At 66.6% G+C, this 16,606-nt stretch carries 10 protein-coding genes and 1 pseudogene; 4 read left to right on the top strand and 7 right to left on the bottom strand.

Features of this window, described 5'->3' with window-relative positions:
* The first annotated feature begins 205 nt into the window (after window positions 1-205).
* From ACCQ00_RS12720 to ACCQ00_RS12710, 3 genes and pseudogenes are all read left to right on the top strand, one after another.
* Window positions 206-1,432 carry an IS256-like element ISXax1 family transposase gene (locus ACCQ00_RS12720; protein ID WP_011345585.1) on the top strand — a complete coding sequence of 409 codons (1,227 nt, stop codon included), beginning with the start codon at window positions 206-208 and terminating at the stop codon, window positions 1,430-1,432.
* A 179-nt stretch (window positions 1,433-1,611) separates the two neighbouring features.
* Window positions 1,612-2,004: pseudogene (locus ACCQ00_RS12715) on the top strand (hypothetical protein); the annotation flags it as partial.
* A 39-nt stretch (window positions 2,005-2,043) separates the two neighbouring features.
* Window positions 2,044-2,694, top strand: coding sequence for a hypothetical protein (locus ACCQ00_RS12710; RefSeq protein ID WP_039584316.1), 651 nt, complete (start codon window positions 2,044-2,046; stop codon window positions 2,692-2,694).
* 238 nt (window positions 2,695-2,932) lie between these two features.
* Here ACCQ00_RS12710 and ACCQ00_RS12705 read toward each other — a convergent pair whose 3' ends face one another.
* From ACCQ00_RS12705 to ptsP, 4 genes are all read right to left on the bottom strand, one after another.
* Entirely contained in the window at window positions 2,933-4,210 is a 1,278-nt protein-coding gene (locus ACCQ00_RS12705; RefSeq protein ID WP_022559390.1) for a carbohydrate porin, read from the bottom strand.
* A gap of 172 nt (window positions 4,211-4,382) precedes the next feature.
* Window positions 4,383-6,104, bottom strand: coding sequence for a PTS fructose transporter subunit IIB'BC (locus ACCQ00_RS12700; RefSeq protein ID WP_022559389.1), 1,722 nt, complete (start codon window positions 6,102-6,104; stop codon window positions 4,383-4,385).
* 152 nt (window positions 6,105-6,256) lie between these two features.
* Complete coding sequence (gene pfkB, locus ACCQ00_RS12695) at window positions 6,257-7,213, bottom strand: 1-phosphofructokinase (protein WP_022559388.1); 957 nt, start codon at window positions 7,211-7,213, stop codon at window positions 6,257-6,259.
* Entirely contained in the window at window positions 7,210-9,726 is a 2,517-nt protein-coding gene (gene ptsP, locus ACCQ00_RS12690; RefSeq protein WP_039573437.1) for a phosphoenolpyruvate--protein phosphotransferase, read from the bottom strand. The genes pfkB and ptsP overlap by 4 nt, the downstream gene beginning before the upstream one ends.
* 161 nt (window positions 9,727-9,887) lie before the next feature.
* Here ptsP and ACCQ00_RS12685 point away from each other — a divergent pair, with 161 nt between their 5' ends.
* The gene (locus ACCQ00_RS12685) at window positions 9,888-10,883 is read left to right on the top strand and encodes a LacI family DNA-binding transcriptional regulator (protein ID WP_039573435.1); all 996 of its coding nucleotides are present in this window, start codon (window positions 9,888-9,890) and stop codon (window positions 10,881-10,883) included.
* Window positions 10,884-11,423: 540 nt separating this feature from the next.
* Here ACCQ00_RS12685 and ACCQ00_RS12680 read toward each other — a convergent pair.
* The 3 genes from ACCQ00_RS12680 to ACCQ00_RS12670 are packed head-to-tail and all read right to left on the bottom strand — an operon-like array spanning window position 11,424 to window position 16,570.
* Window positions 11,424-14,594, bottom strand: a complete 3,171-nt coding sequence (locus tag ACCQ00_RS12680) for a multidrug efflux RND transporter permease subunit (protein WP_039573433.1) — start codon at window positions 14,592-14,594, stop codon at window positions 11,424-11,426.
* A gap of 12 nt (window positions 14,595-14,606) precedes the next feature.
* Window positions 14,607-15,899 (bottom strand): efflux RND transporter periplasmic adaptor subunit, encoded by a 1,293-nt coding sequence (locus tag ACCQ00_RS12675; RefSeq protein WP_039573429.1) that lies wholly within the window; start codon window positions 15,897-15,899, stop codon window positions 14,607-14,609.
* Window positions 15,900-15,913: 14 nt separating this feature from the next.
* Complete coding sequence (locus tag ACCQ00_RS12670; RefSeq protein WP_039573425.1) at window positions 15,914-16,570, bottom strand: TetR/AcrR family transcriptional regulator; 657 nt, start codon at window positions 16,568-16,570, stop codon at window positions 15,914-15,916.
* Between the last annotated feature and the right edge of the window lie 36 nt (window positions 16,571-16,606).

Raw genomic sequence — 16,606 nt, 5'->3', positions numbered from 1 at the left:
CTCCGTGCCACACCGCATCTCAGCGGTCCAATAGTAGTTAGGCCGCGGAGGTAAGGCATATGTTTAGCTACTCAGACGAAACGACCATGAAGATCGGATACCCCGTGCTGTCGGAGAACGGCCAGACACCCGGCACCATGGGCGTGTCCTAGATTTTGTGTAACCGGGCCACAGGCAGGAGACTGCCACCTAACCCGGAGACACCATGAGCCCACGCACACATGAGGTACCCGACGAGCTGCTTAGCAGCCTGTTGGTCAACTACACCAAACCCGAGGATCTGATCGGCGAGAACGGCCTGCTCAAGCAGCTGACCAAGCGGTTGGTGGAGCGGGCGCTGGACGCGGAGATGACCGAACACCTCGGTCATGACAAGCATGAGCCGGTCGCCAACGCGGCCGGCAACACGCGCAACGGACGCAGCCGCAAGACGCTCAAGGGCGAGTTCGGCGAGCTGCCGATCGAGATTCCGCGTGATCGCCACGGCAGCTTCGCGCCACAGCTGATCCCCAAGCACCAGACCCGCTGGGCCGGCTTCGATGACAAGATCTTGTCGTTGTACGCGCGCGGCATGACCGTGCGCGAGATCCAGTCGCACCTGGAGGAGATGTACGGCACCGAGGTGTCGCCGAGTCTGATTTCCTCAGTCACCGATGCGGTCGTCGAGGAGGTCAAGGCGTGGCAGGCGCGGCCACTGGATCCGGTCTATCCGATCGTCTATCTGGACTGCATCCACGTCAAAGTGCGCGAGGGCGCGGTGCGGGTCAAGGCGGTGTACCTGGCCATCGGCATCACCATGGGCGGCGAGAAGGAAGTGCTGGGCCTATGGCTGGCGCAGGCCGAGGGTGCCAAGTTTTGGCTGCAAGTCGTGACGGAGCTACGCAACCGCGGGGTGCAGGACATCTTCATTGCCTGCGTCGATGGCCTGAAGGGGTTTCCCGAGGCGATCGAGGCGGTGTTCCCGCAGACCACCGTGCAGCTGTGCATCGTGCACATGGTGCGGCACAGCCTGAACTACGTCTCGTGGAAACGCCGCGCCGAGGTTGCCGCCGATCTCAAGCGCATTTACGCCTGCGCCACCGTCGAGGAGGCCGAGCAGGCACTGACCGAGTTCGAGGCCAAGTGGGACGCCCAGTACCCGCCCATCAGCCAGTCATGGCGGCGCAATTGGTCACGACTGATCCCGTTCTTCGACTACCCACCGGAGATCCGCAAGGTGATCTATACGACCAACGCCATCGAGTCGGTCAACATGAGCCTGCGCAAGCTGACCAAGAACCGCGGCGCGTTCCCCAGCGACGAAGCCTTGATGAAACTGTTCTACCTGGCTCTGCGCAACATCACCAAGAAATGGACGCTGCCGATCCGCGACTGGAAGGCTGCGCTGAACCGCTTTACGATCCAGTTCGAGGGGCGACTTCCTCAGCGGTAACCCAAACCACGGTTACACAAAATTCTGCACACGCTCGGAGCACGGACGGCGCGAGCCTCGACGAGTTCCCGCAGCGCGAGCAAGCGCGTCGCTCTCCCAGTGAAGCGGCTGAGCAAACCGATGCCTTTCCACCTCTAGCTCAGCGCTTCGCCGGTCCTGGATCAGGGGATGCGCCAAACGATGCCTCGCAGGTTCAGCGGAAATCCATTACGGGCGACCCGGACGTGGACGAGGTGCTCTACGCACTCGATAGCAAGAACGAGCTGGCGATCGAGCAGGCCTTGAACCGGGTGGCCAACAGCGCAGCAACGCAGGCGCTGATCAAAAGAGGCAACGAGTTCCTGGAGGCGCAGGCCCAGCAAGAAGCCCAGGAGCACGTCGCCACACGCCAGGCGCTGGGGATGGATGTCTCAGCTGAGGTCAACACCAGCCGGGGGCCGGTAATGGTGATGACCTTGCCGGAGTTCGCCAAGGGACCGATGCAGAGCGGTCCCCAAGGTGACGGCGGTGGAGGTGGAGACGGCGGCGGGGGAGGAGGAGGAGGAGGCGGTGGTGGTGGGGGCGGTGGTTAGTCAGAATCTCTTCCATGACCAGCCGAGCTGAGGAGACCTATGGACAGGCAAGACGCCGCCGCAATGGCGGAAATGATGGCGACGTTGAACGCATCCAATACGTCTTTGCAAGAGACCATCACGGTGCTGACGACCCTGGTGGCATCCATGCAGCAGCGCGAACAACGGCTGCGCGATGTGGTTGCCGAGCAACTCCAAGTGCTGCAACGCGCGGCCAGCAGCGCCGATGCCAAGGTCAACCGGGTGCTGGAGAATGCATTGCCGAGGCTGACGCAGCTGACCGATCAGGCGTTGACGCAGACGCTGGAACCGGCTGCCAAGCGGTTCAACAAAGAGATGGCACATGCGGACGAGACATTGCAGCAAGCCACTCGACGTTATGCGCAGGCCCAGCAATCCTTAGAAACACGGATCACACGGCGCATGTGGATCGCATCGGCCACGATGCTCTTGGCAGGCATTTTGGGGCTGGGTGCGGTGGCTTACTCGTTTGGGAACATCAACGAAAAGAAGGCCGAACTCGCGCAGCTTCGGGCCTCAATCGATTACCTGGATCGCGTGTCGCGTGCCGACTTGGCTCCCTGTGGCGAAGGCCGGCTCTGTGGCACCTTCGAGAAGAACGGGCCGCGTTACGGCAACCAGAGGCAATACAGAGCGATCAATCTGCGCGCGACATCAGATTCGCAATGATGCGACGTCGTTATTACAGCGACGTGCTTGCGCGCGATCTGGTCGACCGATACGCCTCATTGCGTGCGATCGCACGCCTAAGCGGCTCATCGAACTCGTCTACCACATCCGGCAAATGCCAATGCCAACCGGGTCGACGCAATGCGTTGCACTGCAGTCAGATGCAACGCACCCGCCACTCGCTTCACGCAGTGGTGTCCACCAAGCATGCGCGCAACGCGCACACCCTCTCGATGGCTCACAAATTCCAATCGATCCGCATGCCCGCAATCAACGCGTTCTTCAGATCGTTGGTGCGCGTGGGTTCGTTGAACTGGTCGGGGTTGATGACGTAGTGCAGGTTCGGGGCGATGCGCAGGCGCTTGGTGACCTGGATGCCGTAGCTCAGCTCCATCATGATCTGGTTGTCGGCTGGGGTGCCGGTGCCGCCGGCGGAGGCGCGCGCCAGGCGCAGGTTTTCGATCGCTTCGTCGCTGTATTTCTGCTGCGTGATCACGAAGGCGATGTTGTCCTGCGGGCGGCTGGCGAAGGTGCCTTTCTGCACCAGGCCGAGCTGGATGAAATGGTCCTCGATGGCCTGGCCGCCGGTGCTCTTGAGCACGGCACCGAACACGGTCAGGCCACGCGTGCCCGACGGGTCGGGATTGGTGACCTGCTGTTCGAAGCGTGCGAACAGGCCCGAGCGGCCCTGCTTGTTCTCATACCCCAGGCCGCTCAGCACGGCCGGGTTGCCGTTGCGGTCGCGCAGCGGATCGGTGTAGTCGGAGTTGTCCTGCCAGCCACCGAGTTCGTACATCGCGGCCATGCTGCCGTCGCCGCCCTTGTTCTTGTAGCCCACGGCGTAGGGCACCACCACGCCGGTGGTGTCGTTGGTGCTCCAGTTCAGGCCGTGCTGGCCGCCCTGCGCCTGGATGGGGTTGACCTCGTAGGCGCCGACATGCAGATAGACCTTCGGTGTGGCCCAGGCGGTGGCATGCGCGGCCCAGCTGGAGACCGGCCAGTAGGTGAAGTTGCTGGTACGGAAGACGAAGGTGGGGTTGCCGCAGGCCGAATTACCCTGAAAGTACTGGCACAGGTCCGAGCCGAGGAAGTGGATGTTGGCCACGCTGCGGCCGGCTTCCAGTTCCAGGCGGTCGTTGAAGAGCTTCTGCAGCAGGGTGAAGTTGGCCAGGCGGGTGCCCTGGCCGCCGTAGATTTCCTGCACCGAGGTGCTGTTGCCGATGCTGCTGTTGGCCAGGTTGGTGCCGTGGCGGTTGGTGATGTACAGCTTCACCGTGGCGCCGTTCCAGCCGAACAGGCGGTCCATGTCGACATCGGTGCCGACCATCAACTGGCCGGCGTAGGCGTCGCCGCTCTTGCGGCCGCCGTCGATCATCGAGGCGGCTTCGCCGGTGTAGCCCAACTTGAGCTTGAAGGCGTCGGCGGCGTCCTGCGCGTGGGCGAGCGGGGCAAGTGCCAGGGTCAGCGACAGGCACAACAGGCGGGGGCGGGCACGGCGGGGGGCGAGGGCGGTCATGGCAGGACTCCGGACAAAGGGCGTGGCCGTGGTGGCGAACGCGACAACACGTGGGTGGGCAAGCCGCTGGCAGCGCACCTGGGTGCGCGTGCAGCGGTGAAGCAGGTCAGGGGCGCGCGGGAAAACTCGGGCGCGTCAGGTGCGGCGGCAGGTTCATGCCGCCGTGGATGCCTCAGGCGACGACGTCGGTCACCGGCTTCTTGAGCAGGCGCAGCGCGATGGCCGTGACCACGACGCCGACCACCAGGGCCAGCACGTAGTTGAGCAGGTGGGTGACCGCGTTGGGGATTAGCAGCACGAAGATGCCGCCGTGGGGGGCCTTCAATTCGGCACCGGCGGTCATCGAGATGGCGCCGGCCACGGCCGAGCCGATCACCAGCGCCGGGATGGTGCGCAACGGGTCGCGCGCAGCGTACGGGATGGCGCCTTCGGTGACGAAGGCCAGCCCGAGCACGCCGGCCGCGGTGGCCGATCCGCGTTCTTCGGCGGTGAAGCGGTTGCGGAACACCCAGGTCGCCAGCGCGATGCCCAGCGGCGGGGTCATGCCGGCGACCATGGCGGCGGCCATCGGGGTATAGACCTGGCTGGCGATCAGGCCGGTGGAGAACGCATAGGCCGCCTTGTTGACCGGCCCGCCCATGTCGAAGGCCATCATGCCGCCAAGCAACAGGCCCAGCAGCAGTGCGCTGCTGCCGTGCATGCCGCGCAGCCAGGCGGTGAGCCAGGCCAGCAGGTCGGCTACCGGCTGGCCGAACACGTACATCATCGCCAGCCCGACCAGCAGGGTGCCCAGCACCGGCAGGATCAGCACCGGCTTGAGGCCTTCCAGGTTGCGCGGCAGCTTGATATAGCGGTTGAGCGCAGCCACGCCGTAGCCGGCGATGAAGCCGGCAATGATCCCGCCGAGGAAACCGGCGTTGAGATTGGCCGCGACCAGGCCCCCGATCATGCCGGGCGCGATGCCCGGGCGATCGGCGATGGAGTAGGCGATATAGCCGGCCAGGGCCGGCACCATCAGGGTGAAGCCGGCCTTGGCGCCAATCTGGAACAGCGACCAGGCCAGGGTGCCCTGGTGCGCATCGTCGCCGGCGTAGATACCGCCGAGCGCAAATGCCAGCGCGATCAGCAGGCCGCCGGCAGTGACGAACGGCAGCATGAACGAGACGCCGGTCATCAGATGCTTGTAGGCGCCGGTGCGGCCCTTGCTCGCGGTGGCGCTGGCGGGCGTGGCGCCGCCCTGCACGCTGGCGTCGGCCAGGGCCTTGTTGATCAGCGCCGGGCCATCGTTGATCGCCGGCTTGGTGCCGCTCTTGAACACGCGCTTGCCGCCGAAGCGGGCCAGGTCGACCTCGCGGTCGGCCGCGATGATGACCACGTCTGCTGCGCGGATTTCGTCGTCGGTGAGTGCGTCCTGCGCACCCACCGAGCCCTGGGTTTCCACCCGCATCTGGTAGCCGAGCTTCTTGGCGGCTTGCTGCAGGCCCTCGGCGGCCATGAAGGTGTGCGCGATGCCGGTAGGGCAGGAGGTGATGGCCACGATGCGCTTGCTGCCGCTGGCGGTGCCGCCGGGATTGCCGGCGACGGCCGGGTCGGCGTGTGCGGCCAGCTTGCCGATCGCAGCCGCCGGATCGTCAAGCACCGCGCCCAGGCTCAGGCGCACCAGTTGCGCATCGCCAAAGCGGGCGGTATCGACGTCGGCGTCGCCGACCACCAGGACCTGGGTGGCGGCGTTGGCGAGTTCGCCCGGCAAGGCGCCGAGCACGCCCTGGTCGCTGCGGATTTCGATCGTCACGCGGCGGCCGGCGGCAGTGGCCGCGCGGCGCAGCGCTTCGGCCGCCAGGACGGCTTCGGTACTGCGTTCGCCAGCGGCGATGACCACGATGGAAGAGGACATGGCAAAACTCCTGCTGTGTTGCGGTCGCCGGTGTCGCCGGCGGGGGAATTTCAAGCGTTATGCGTGGCGGTGATGCGCGCGATCTGCCGCCGTCTGCGACTGCCAGCCAGACGAACGCCTGGGTGCATGCATCGGCAGCGGCGAATGGCTGCTCATGACAGTGCTTCGATCACCACATCGGTTGCGGCGCGGCGCACGCCCTCTGGCGTAATCCGGCGCGCATCGCCGCTTTCCAGCCGGCACATCGAAAACGCCGTGGCCAGCCGTGCGCACTGCTCCAGCGTGGTCGCGGCATCGAGCGAGGCGGCGGCCAGACCGGCCACCATCGCATCGCCTGCGCCCACGCTGCTGCCGTGCGCCAGGCGAGGCGGGCGGGCGATCAACCGCTGGTCGCGTTGCACGAACAGGGCGCCTTCGGTGCCCATCGAAATGACCACCAACTGGATGCCGCGGGCGATCAGTTCGTGCGCGGCGGCGCTGAGTGCGCCGCGGTCGTTCAACGGGCGGCCGGTCCAGGCTGCGAGTTCGTCGCGATTGGGCTTGACCGCATACGGCAGCGCCTCGCGTGCGGCATCCAGCGCCCTCGCCAGCGGCATGCCGCTGGTATCCAGCAGCACGCGCGCACCGGCAGCGCTGGCCTGGGCCTGCAATTGCGCCCAGCTGTCGTCCGGCAGCCCGGCCGGCAGGCTGCCCGACAGCACCACCGGCAGGCCGGGGCGCAGCAGCGGGGCGAGATGATCGGCCACGCCTTGCAGATGCGCAGGCCCTAAGCGCAGGCCGGGCAGGTTGATGTCGGTGGTGTCGTTGCTGCGCGCGTCGACCAACTTGAGATTGGTGCGGGTTTCGCCGGCCATGCGCTGGCAGTGATCGGCGATGCCGCGTTCGCGGAACAGTGCTTCGAACACGCCGGCGTTGCCGACCCCGAGCACGCCCAGCGCGGCCACCTGGCTGCCCCAGTCGGCCAGGCACGCGGCCACATTGATGCCCTTGCCGCCGGCATCGTTGCGCACGCTGCTGGCGCGGTGCACGGCGCCCGGCTGCAGGTGCTCGAGCTGGATGGTCTGGTCGATCGCCGGGTTCAGCGTGACGGTGATGGCCTGCAGGCTCATGCCTTGTCCTCGCGCTTGGCTTCCAATGCGCGCACCTGTTCGGCGGTTTCGCAGGCCAGTGCCTGTTCGGCAAGCTGTTGCAGCTGGCTCAACGCGGCGCCACGCAGGCGTGCCTTGACCGCCGGGATATCGTTGGGCGTCATCGACAATTCCTGCACGCCCAGGCCGGCCAGCAGGCTGGCGCCGAACGCGTCGCCGGCCAAGCCGCCGCACACACCGACCCAGCGCTCGTGCTTGCGTGCACCGTCAATGGTGCTGCGGATCATGCGCAGCACCGCCGGGTGCAGGCTGTCGGCTTCGGCGGCCAGTTCCGGGTTCTGGCGGTCGATCGCCAGCACGTACTGGGTGAGGTCGTTGGTGCCGATCGAGAAGAAGTCTGCGTGGCGCGCCAGCACGTCGGCCTGCGCGGCGGCGGCCGGCACTTCGATCATGATGCCGATCGGCACCTCCGGTGCATCGAGGTCGGCGCGGATGCGTGCGCAGATGGCGCGCAGCGCGACCAATTCCGGCACCGAGGTGATCATCGGGAACATGATCGACAGCCGCGCCCCGTCCTTGGCGGCGCGATACAGCGCACGCAGTTGCGGCTCCAGCAGGTCGGGGCGGCGCAGCAGCAGGCGCGCGCCGCGCACGCCCAGGAACGGGTTTTCTTCGTGCGGCAATTCCAGATGCGCCACCTGCTTGTCGCCGCCGATATCCAGCGCACGCACGATCAGCGGGCGGCCATCCAGCGCCTGCGCCATGGCCAGGTAGGTGACGTGTTGTTCGTCTTCGCTGGGGGTGCGGCCGCTTTCCAGGAACAGGAATTCGGTGCGCATCAGGCCAACGCCCTCGGCGCCCTGGGTCAGCGCCATCGCCACCTGGTCGGGCAGATTGACGTTGGCGCCGATGTCGATGTGGTGGCCGTCGCTGGTTTCGGCCGGCAACGCGCGCTGCGCGGCCTCGCGCTCGCGGATGGCCTGCTGCTCGGCGATATGCGTGCGGGCCGCGTCCAGATCCTGCGCGGACGGGTCGATGTACAGGCGCCCGCTGCTGCCGTCGATGATCGCGGTAACGCCTTCTTCGATGTCCAGCAACTGGCCGCCGGCCGCCACCAGCGCCGGCAGGCCCAGGGTGCGCGAGAGGATCGCGGTGTGCGAGGTCGGGCCGCCTTGCGCAGTGGCCAGGCCGAGCACGCGCGCGGTGTCCAGGTTGGCGGTGTCAGAAGGCGACAGGTCGCTGGCGAGCAGGATGCACGGCTGTTCGGGCAGGTCGGTGAGACCGGCGCCGGCGGCGGCCGGGTCGAGCTGGGCCAGTACGCGGCGGCCGACGTCGCGCAGATCGGCCGCGCGACCGGCCAGCACCGGGTTGCCGAGGGCGGCCAGGCCGGAGGCCATCTGTTCCACCGCCTGGTGCCACGACCACGCCACGCCGTGGCCTTCGACCATCAGCTGGCAGGTGCGGGTGATCAGGTCGGTGTCGTTGAGCAGTTCGGCCTGGGCCTTGAAGATGGCCGCGTCCGAGGCACCGAGCCGGCGCTGGGTGTCGTCCTGGATCGCCGCCAGCTGCTGGCGGGTGCGGGTCAGCGCGTCGTGCAGTTGCGCGCCACCATCGCCCAGGCCCACCGGTTGATCGGCCACTTCGGTCTGCGCGGCGCGCAGGCGGTGCACGATGCCGATCGCCACGCCCGGGCTGGCGCCGATGCCGACAATGGCCGGCTGCGCCTGTGGCGGCGTCCAGCCGGCCACCGGGGCGGCGCGACGTTGCGCGGCGCGCTCGGCATCGGCCTTTTCCTGCGCGGTGAGGCTGTCCATGACGGCGCGCAGGCGTTTGAGCAGTTCCGCCGCGTCGCTGCCTTCGGCCGAGACGGTGATGCGGTCGCCGGCACGCAGGCCCAGCTGCAGCAGGCCGACCAGGCTCTTGGCATCGGCGGCCTGGTCGCCGGCGCGCACCTGCGCACGTGCGGAAAAGCCGCGTGCGGTCTCGGCCCAGCGGGTGGCCGGGCGCGCGTGCAGGCCGCTGGGGTAGGCGATGGTCCACTCGAATGTTTCGGCCAGGTCGGTGGCCGGCGTGGCATTGGTCTCGGGCGCACGGTCGCCGGTGAGTGCGGCCACGATCACGCCGGGGTCGTCGGTACTGAACAGCGCTTCGAGCTGGGCCGGGTCCTGGATCAACCGGGTCAGCCGGCGCAGCAGGGTGATGTGGGTATCGGACTGCGCGGCGATGCCGACCACCAGCCGGGTGACCTGGCCGGGGTTCCATTCCACGCCGTCGGGCAGTTGCAGCACTGCGATGCCGTCGCGGCGCACCAGGTGGCGGTCTTCGCCGACGCCGTGCGGGATCGCCAGGCCGTGGCCGAGGAAGGTGTTCGCCAGGCCTTCGCGGCGCCGCATGCTGGCGTCGTAGCCCGGCGCCACGCAGCCGGCCGCGACCAGCAACTGGGCGGCCTGGGCGATGGCGTCGTCCTTGTCGCGGGCGGAGGCGCGCAGGCGCACAAGGTCGGGGGTGACAGGGGCTGGCGACGGAGAGGACAAGACGGGCTCCGGATGGGGTCGGGCTGGGAAGTATAGTGGGAACGTTCCCACGATCCAGGTCAATGTGCGGTGCACAAAAACACTGTAGTGCTTTCGGGTTAGCATCAGGGCCGACACCGCGCCTGGGTCAAGGTGCGCAAAATGGAGCGGGAACGGTCCCAGTGAGTATCAGCATCAATGACGTGGCCCGCGTGGCCGGTGTGTCCAAGTCCACGGTGTCGCGCGCGCTGGGCAGTGGCCCGGTCAGCGACGACGTACGCGCCAAGGTGGAAGCGGCGGTGCGCCAGACCGGCTATCGGCCCAACCTGATGGCGCGGCGATTGCGATCCCAGCAATCCGGCATCCTGGGGGTGATCGTGGCCGACATCCGCAACCCGTACTTCACGGCGCTGATCCGTGCGGTGGAAGAGGTCGCCTACCGTGCCGGTATGCGCGTGACCCTGTGCAATACCGATGAAGACCCCGAACGCGAGGCGCTGTACCTGGAGCTGATGCAGGAAGAGCGCATCACCGGATTGATCTTCGCCCCGACCCGGGTCACGGTGGGGCGCATGCACGAGTTGGCGCTGGACTACCCCACCGTGCTGGTGGACCGCGCCGGCCCCGGCAGCCGCTACGACAGCGTGGTGCTGGACAACGGCGCGGCGATGGCCGAGCTGGTGGCGCATCTGCAGGCGCAGGGCTACCGGCGCATCGGCGGGCTGTTCGGCAGCACCAGCACCACCGCGGCCGAGCGTCGCGACGGTTACCTGGCCGCGATGCGCGCGCAGGGGCTGCAGCCGGATTACCGCGAAGTGGCACCCACCGCCGAGGCGGCGATTGCCGAGTTGGGGACATGGCTGGCCAACGACGGGCGGCCCGAGGCCATCGTCACCAGTAACAGCCTGCTGCTGATGGGCGCGCTGAAGGCCGCACGCACCGCCGGCCTGCGCCTGCCGCAGGATCTGGCGCTGGCCGGGTTCGACAACGAGCGCTGGACCGACCTGGTCGAGCCGGGCATCACCGTGGTCGAGCAGCCGGTGGAAGACATGGGCCGGGCGGCGATGTCCTTGCTGCTGGAACGGCTAAGCAATCCGCAATTGCCGATCCGCCGCATGGTCATGACCGGGCGCTGTGTGGTGCGTGGTTCGACTGGTGCGCGTATGCCGGGCGTCTGACTGCTCTGGAATCGCGTGGGTAACTTGAAGCACGCCATGCATGTTCGTGTCGTGGCTTGGCTTGATGCAGTCAAAGGCTTCAAGTCAAAAGACTGGCTTAGTCGAGATGCGGCGTCCTCACCGCTCGCGGGACACGCCGTAAATCCGTCCGTGGGGGCTCGATTGCGGAATCCATGCCGCCATCGGTCCCGCAAGCGGCGAGGGCACCGCGCAAGACAGTTTGCTGGCTGTTTAGTGGCAGCTCTGCGCACCGACCATTGTGATTGGTCCTTGCCCGCCTACCGTCGCGGGACCTTACGCGGCATGGATGCCGCGTAAGAGCTTACAAGGACGTACTTGCAGCGTGTCCCGCGATGGTAGGCGGGCAAGGGCCCTGCAACGAAGTGGCCGATTGCAGGCTCTCCAACGTGTCCATCCGCGCGCTATTGGAGAAACCGCTTCGAGTCGTCGCTTGGTTTGGATGCAGTCAAAACTTTCATGTCAAAGCATAAAAAAGCCCCGGCACTGCCGGGGCTTTTCGGTTTACAGCAAACGCCTGACTCAGCGATCCGGGCGGTGGGTGCCACCGTCGTTCTGCACGGCCAGATATTCCTTGGACTGCTCGTCCAGCTTGTCGCCCAGCATGCGCCGCACCACCACGAAGAACAGCGGGATGAAGATCACGCCGAGCACGGTGGCGAACACCATGCCGCCGATCACGCCGGTACCGATGGAGTGGCGCGAGTTGGCGCCGGCACCGGTGGAGATGGCCAGCGGCAGCACGCCCAGGATGAACGCGAACGAGGTCATCAGGATCGGGCGGAAGCGCAGGTGCGCCGCTTCCAGGGTGGCCTCGCGCAGGGTCTTGCCCGCCGCACGCTGCTCCACGGCGAATTCCACGATCAGGATCGCGTTCTTCGCCGCCAGGCCAATCACCGTGATCATGCCGATCTTGAAGTACAGATCGTTCGGCAATCCGCGCAACATCGAGAAGGTGATCGCGCCCAGCACGCCGATCGGTACCACCAGCAGCACCGCCACCGGAATCGACCAGCTTTCATAAAGCGCGGCCAGGCACAGGAACACCACCACCACCGACAACGCCAGCAACAGCGTGGCCGCATTACCGGCGATGATTTCCTGGTACGACATGCCGCTCCAGTCGAAACCGAAGCCCGGCGGCAGATCGTTGTTGACGATATCTTCCATCGCGCTCATCGCCTGGCCGGAACTGCCGCCCGGTGCCGGGTTGCCGACGATATTCACGGCGGAATAGCCGTTGTAGCGGTTCAGGGCCGGCGAGGCGTAGTTCCACTCGGCCTTGACCACGTTGCTCAGCGGAATCATCGCCGGCTGACCATCGGCACCGGTGGCGGTGGCACTGGGCGTGAAGAAGTCGCGCAGCGACTCCGGGCCGGCGCGGAACTGATCGTCGGCACGCATGTTGACGCGCTTGATGCGGCCCTCGGCGAAGTAGTCGTTGACGTACACCGGCGCCAGCATCAGCTGGATCGAGCTATAGATATCGCTGACATCCAGGCCCATCGACTGCGCCTGCACGCGGTCCACGTGCAACTGCAGCTGCGGCGAGTTTTCCAGGCCGTTCGGACGCACGCCAACCAGGGCGTCCTGCTTCTCCGCGGCCTTGCCGAGCACGATGTTGCGCGCATTGATCAGCGCCTCCTGGCCGGCACCGGAGCGGTCCTGCAGCCACATGTCGAAGCCGCCGAACTGGCCCAGGCCCTGCACGGTGGGCAGGTTGACCACGAAGATCTGCGCGCCCTTGATGCCGTAGAAGGCGCCATTGAGCTGCTGGATCAACTGCTCGGCAGTGACGTCGCGTTCTTCCCACGGCTTGAGCCGGATGAAGCCCATACCGACGTTTTCGCCCGAGCCCAGGAAGCTGAAGCCGGCGATCTGCAGCATGCCTTCCACGGCCGGCTGCTTCTCCAGCACCGCACGCATCTGCGCGAACGCCTCGTTGGTGCGGATCTTGGTCGCGCCCGGCGGCAGCTGCACGATGGCCACCGCAAAGCCCTGGTCTTCTTCCGGCAGGAAGCTACCCGGCATGCGCGTGAACAGGAAGCCGCACAGCACTACCAGCGCCACGAACGCAATCATCCACGGCGGCGAGCGCTTGAGGGTATGGCCGACCACGCCGACATAGCGATGCGCCAGCTTGTCGTAGTACTTGTCGAAGGTGCGGTAGACCCAGTTCTTCTTGGTCGAGTGGGTCGACTTGAGGAACGCCGCGCACAGTGCCGGGGTGAAGCTCAACGCCAGGAACGCGGAGAACCCCATCGACATGGCGATGGTCAACGCGAACTGCTTGTAGATCGCGCCCGAGGCGCCAGGCTGCAGCGAGGAGGGGATGAACACGGCCGCCAGCACCACGGTGATGGCCACCACCGCGCCGGTGATCTGGGTCATCGCCTTCTGCGTGGCCGCCTTCGGCTCCAGGTGCTCCTCGCTCATGATGCGTTCGACGTTCTCGATCACCACGATCGCATCGTCCACCACGATGCCGATCGCCAGCACCATCGCAAACAGCGTCAGCTGGTTGATGGTGAAGCCGATCATGTACATGCCGAAGAACGTGCCCAGCAGCGCGACCGGAATCACCAGCGTGGGAATCACGGTGGCGCGGAAGTTCTGCAGGAACAGCAGCATCACCAGGAACACCAGCACGATGGCTTCCACCAGCGTGTGGATCACTTCCTCGATGGATATGCGCACGAAGGTGGTCGATTCGTACGGCGCAAACCAGGTCACGCCCTGCGGGAAGGTGGGCTGCAGTTCGTCGAGCTTGGCGCCGACCGCCTCGGACACGTTCAATGCATTGGCGCCCGGCAACAGCTGGATACCGAAGGCACCGGTGGGCTTGCCGTTGTACTGGGTATCGAAGCCGTAGTTGCTCGGCCCCACGGTCACGCGCGCGACGTCCTTCAAGCGCACGGTGGCGCCATTGTTGTCGGTCCGCAGGATGATGTTTTCGAACTGCTCGGGCGAGCTGAAGCGGCCTTCCGCCGACACTGTGGCGGTGAAGCTGATGCCTTCCGGGGTCGGGTCGGCGCCCACCGAACCGGCAGCGAACTGCACGTTCTGGTTACGCACCGCAGTCAGCACCTGGGTCGCCGACAGGTTGTAGCCCTGCAGTTTCTCCGGGTTCAACCAGATGTTCATTGCGTACTCGGCGCCGAACTGGTTGGTGCTGCCCACGCCGGGCACGCGCGAGATCTGCTCGAGCACGCGCGAGCCGACGATGTCGTTGAGCGCGTCGCGGTTGATCGACGGGTTGTCCGAGCGCAGCGCGGCCACCATCAGGAAGCCGGCGTTGGCCTTGGCCACCACCACACCTTGCTGGGTCACTTCCGACGGCAGGCGCGGCGTGGCCAGCGACACCTTGTTCTGCACCTGCACCTGCGCGATATCCGCATCGGTGCCGGTTTCGAAGGTCAGCGTGATGGTCACGCGGCCGTTGGCGGCCGAGGACGAGTTGAAGTACAGCAGGTGGTCGATGCCGGTGAGCTGCTGTTCGATGACCTGGGTCACCGCCTTTTCTGCTGTGTCGGCGCTGGCGCCGGGGAAGTTGGCGGTAACGGTGACCTGCGGCGGGGCGATCGTCGGGTACGACTCGATACCCAGATTCAGGATCGAGATCACGCCCGCAAGCGAAATCAGGATCGCCACCACCCACGCAAAGACCGGGTGTTCAATAAAAAACTTAGGCATGTCCGGGTTCCGTCACTGCTGCTTGGACTGGGAGTCGGCCGGTTGCGCGGCCGCATCCTGCTTGGGCTGTTGCTGGGCGGCCGGCGCCGCTGCATCGGCCTTGTCGGCGGACGGTGCGGCTTGCGCGTCGCCGCCCTGTGCCGCGGCCGGTGCGCCGGGCTGGCCGCCCTGTGCCGGCTTGTTCGGATCCCACGGCACGCCCTTGGCTGGCTGCCCTTCCTTGGCCTTCTGCACGCCATCGACGATGACCTGGTCGCCCGGGGTCATGCCGCCGGTGACGATCCACTGGCCCTTCTGCTGGCCGTCGACGGTCAGGTTCTTGCGGACCACCTTGCCGTCCTTGCCCAGCACCAGGGCGTAGGGTCCGGTGGCATCGCGCTGCACTGCCTGCTGCGGCAGCAGGTAGGCATTGTTGCGCTGGCCCAGGCTGGCCTTGAAGGTCACGAAGGCGCCCGGCAGCAGCGATTGTTCGGGGTTGGGCAGGGTGGCGCGCAACGACACCGCACCGGTGCTCGGGTCCACCGTTACCGCAGACACGTCCAACGTGCCGGGGTGCTGGTATTGCGTGCCGTTGCCCAACTCCACGTTGATGGACGACTTGCCGTCGCCGCTGAGCTGCACGTTGCCGCTGCTCTGCGCCTGACGCAGGGCAGCCAGCTCTTCGCTGCTCATGGCGAAGTTCACGTACAGCGGGTCGATCTGGTCGACGGTGGTCAGCAGGGTGGCTTCACCGGCACCGACCAGCGCGCCTTCGGTCACGCGCTGGATACCGGCGCGGCCGGTGATCGGCGAGGTCACGGTGGCGAAGCCGAGCTGGATGCGCGCCGCTTCGACCGCCCCGCGCGCCTGTTGCACGTTGGCGCCGGATGAGCGCTCGTTGGCTTCGGCGGTGTCGATGTCGGCGCGCGAGACGTACTGCTGCGGCGCCAGGCTGCGTGCACGCGTAGCGGCGATCTTGGCGTTGGTATAGGTCGCTTCGGCGGCGGCCAGCTGGCCTTGCGCCTGCAGCAACGTGGCCTTCAGCTGCGACGGATCGATCTGGAACAGCGGCTGGCCTTCGGTGACGTTGGCGCCTTCGGTGTACAGGCGCTTGAGCACCACGCCGTCCACGCGCGCGCGCACGTCCGCCGAACGGTACGCCGAGAGGCGGCCGACCAGGTCGCGTTCCAGCGGCAGCGTCTGCGGCTTCATCTCCAGCACCGACACTTCCGGCGGCGGCGCCTGCTGTTGTTCGGGCTTGCTGCAGGCAGCCAGCGCCACGGTGATGGCACAGGCCAGGCCGAATGTGCGGAGCGGGGCAATCATCAGGAGGAACTCCGTTAGGGTCTTGAAGTGAGAAGAGAAGGTGGCGACGTCGGCGCGGCAGAAGCCGGAGCAAACGCACGCAGGAAGGTGTCCACGGCGAACTGCGCCCATCGCTGCCTGGCCGGAAGGCCGGCGCGATGGGGGACTTGAAACCGTTGGCGGTCGAAATCCAGCCCGACGATCATGCCCAGCAGCAGTTCGGCCATGAAGTGCGGATCGTCATGCCGCAGTTGGCCGGCGTCGATCGCCTGTTCGAAGCGATGCGCCAGGCGCTGCTGCATGCCGACCACGCCGTCGTGGAAGATCTGCTGCGACTGGTCGGGAAACCGATGCGACTCGGCTTCGACCAGACGGCAGGTCTGTAGCACATCGGGGTTGTTCAAACGGTCAAGATGGGCCAGCGCGAAAGCCAGCAGATCCGCGTGGAGATCGCCCGATACCGTGCCCAGCGGCCCGGCCGCCAGGTGCACGTGGTCCTGCAGCACATCGCGCAGCAGGTTTTCCTTGCAGCCGTAATAGCTGTACAGGGTCTGCTTGGAACAGCCGGCCCGCTCGGCCACCGCATCCATGCTCAGCCGCATGCCACGCTCGGCCAGCAGCGCATGCACGGCCGCATGGATGCGGCGGTCGCAGTCCGAACGCCGGGCAGCACGGTGGGAACGAGGGGTCATGGCGGTAGACTATACCGTCCAGTTTAGTTTTCAAAC

This window comes from Xanthomonas sp. NCPPB 3761, assembly GCF_041475705.2.
GTDB lineage: Bacteria > Pseudomonadota > Gammaproteobacteria > Xanthomonadales > Xanthomonadaceae > Xanthomonas > Xanthomonas phaseoli.
Note: the sequence above shows the minus strand (reverse complement) of the source record. Positions and strands in the feature narration are given on the sequence as shown.

Excerpts from the sequence above, each read along its gene's own strand:
- ACCQ00_RS12705 (WP_022559390.1), bottom strand. The coding sequence starts at position 4,210 with ATGACCGCCCTCGCCCCCCGCCGTGCCCGCCCCCGCCTGTTGTGCCTG.
- ACCQ00_RS12720 (WP_011345585.1), top strand. The coding sequence starts at position 206 with ATGAGCCCACGCACACATGAGGTACCCGACGAGCTGCTTAGCAGCCTG.
- ACCQ00_RS12670 (WP_039573425.1), bottom strand. The coding sequence starts at position 16,570 with ATGACCCCTCGTTCCCACCGTGCTGCCCGGCGTTCGGACTGCGACCGC.
- ACCQ00_RS12700 (WP_022559389.1), bottom strand. The coding sequence starts at position 6,104 with ATGTCCTCTTCCATCGTGGTCATCGCCGCTGGCGAACGCAGTACCGAA.
- ACCQ00_RS12680 (WP_039573433.1), bottom strand. The coding sequence starts at position 14,594 with ATGCCTAAGTTTTTTATTGAACACCCGGTCTTTGCGTGGGTGGTGGCG.
- ACCQ00_RS12710 (WP_039584316.1), top strand. The coding sequence starts at position 2,044 with ATGGACAGGCAAGACGCCGCCGCAATGGCGGAAATGATGGCGACGTTG.
- ACCQ00_RS12675 (WP_039573429.1), bottom strand. The coding sequence starts at position 15,899 with ATGATTGCCCCGCTCCGCACATTCGGCCTGGCCTGTGCCATCACCGTG.
- pfkB (WP_022559388.1), bottom strand. The coding sequence starts at position 7,213 with ATGAGCCTGCAGGCCATCACCGTCACGCTGAACCCGGCGATCGACCAG.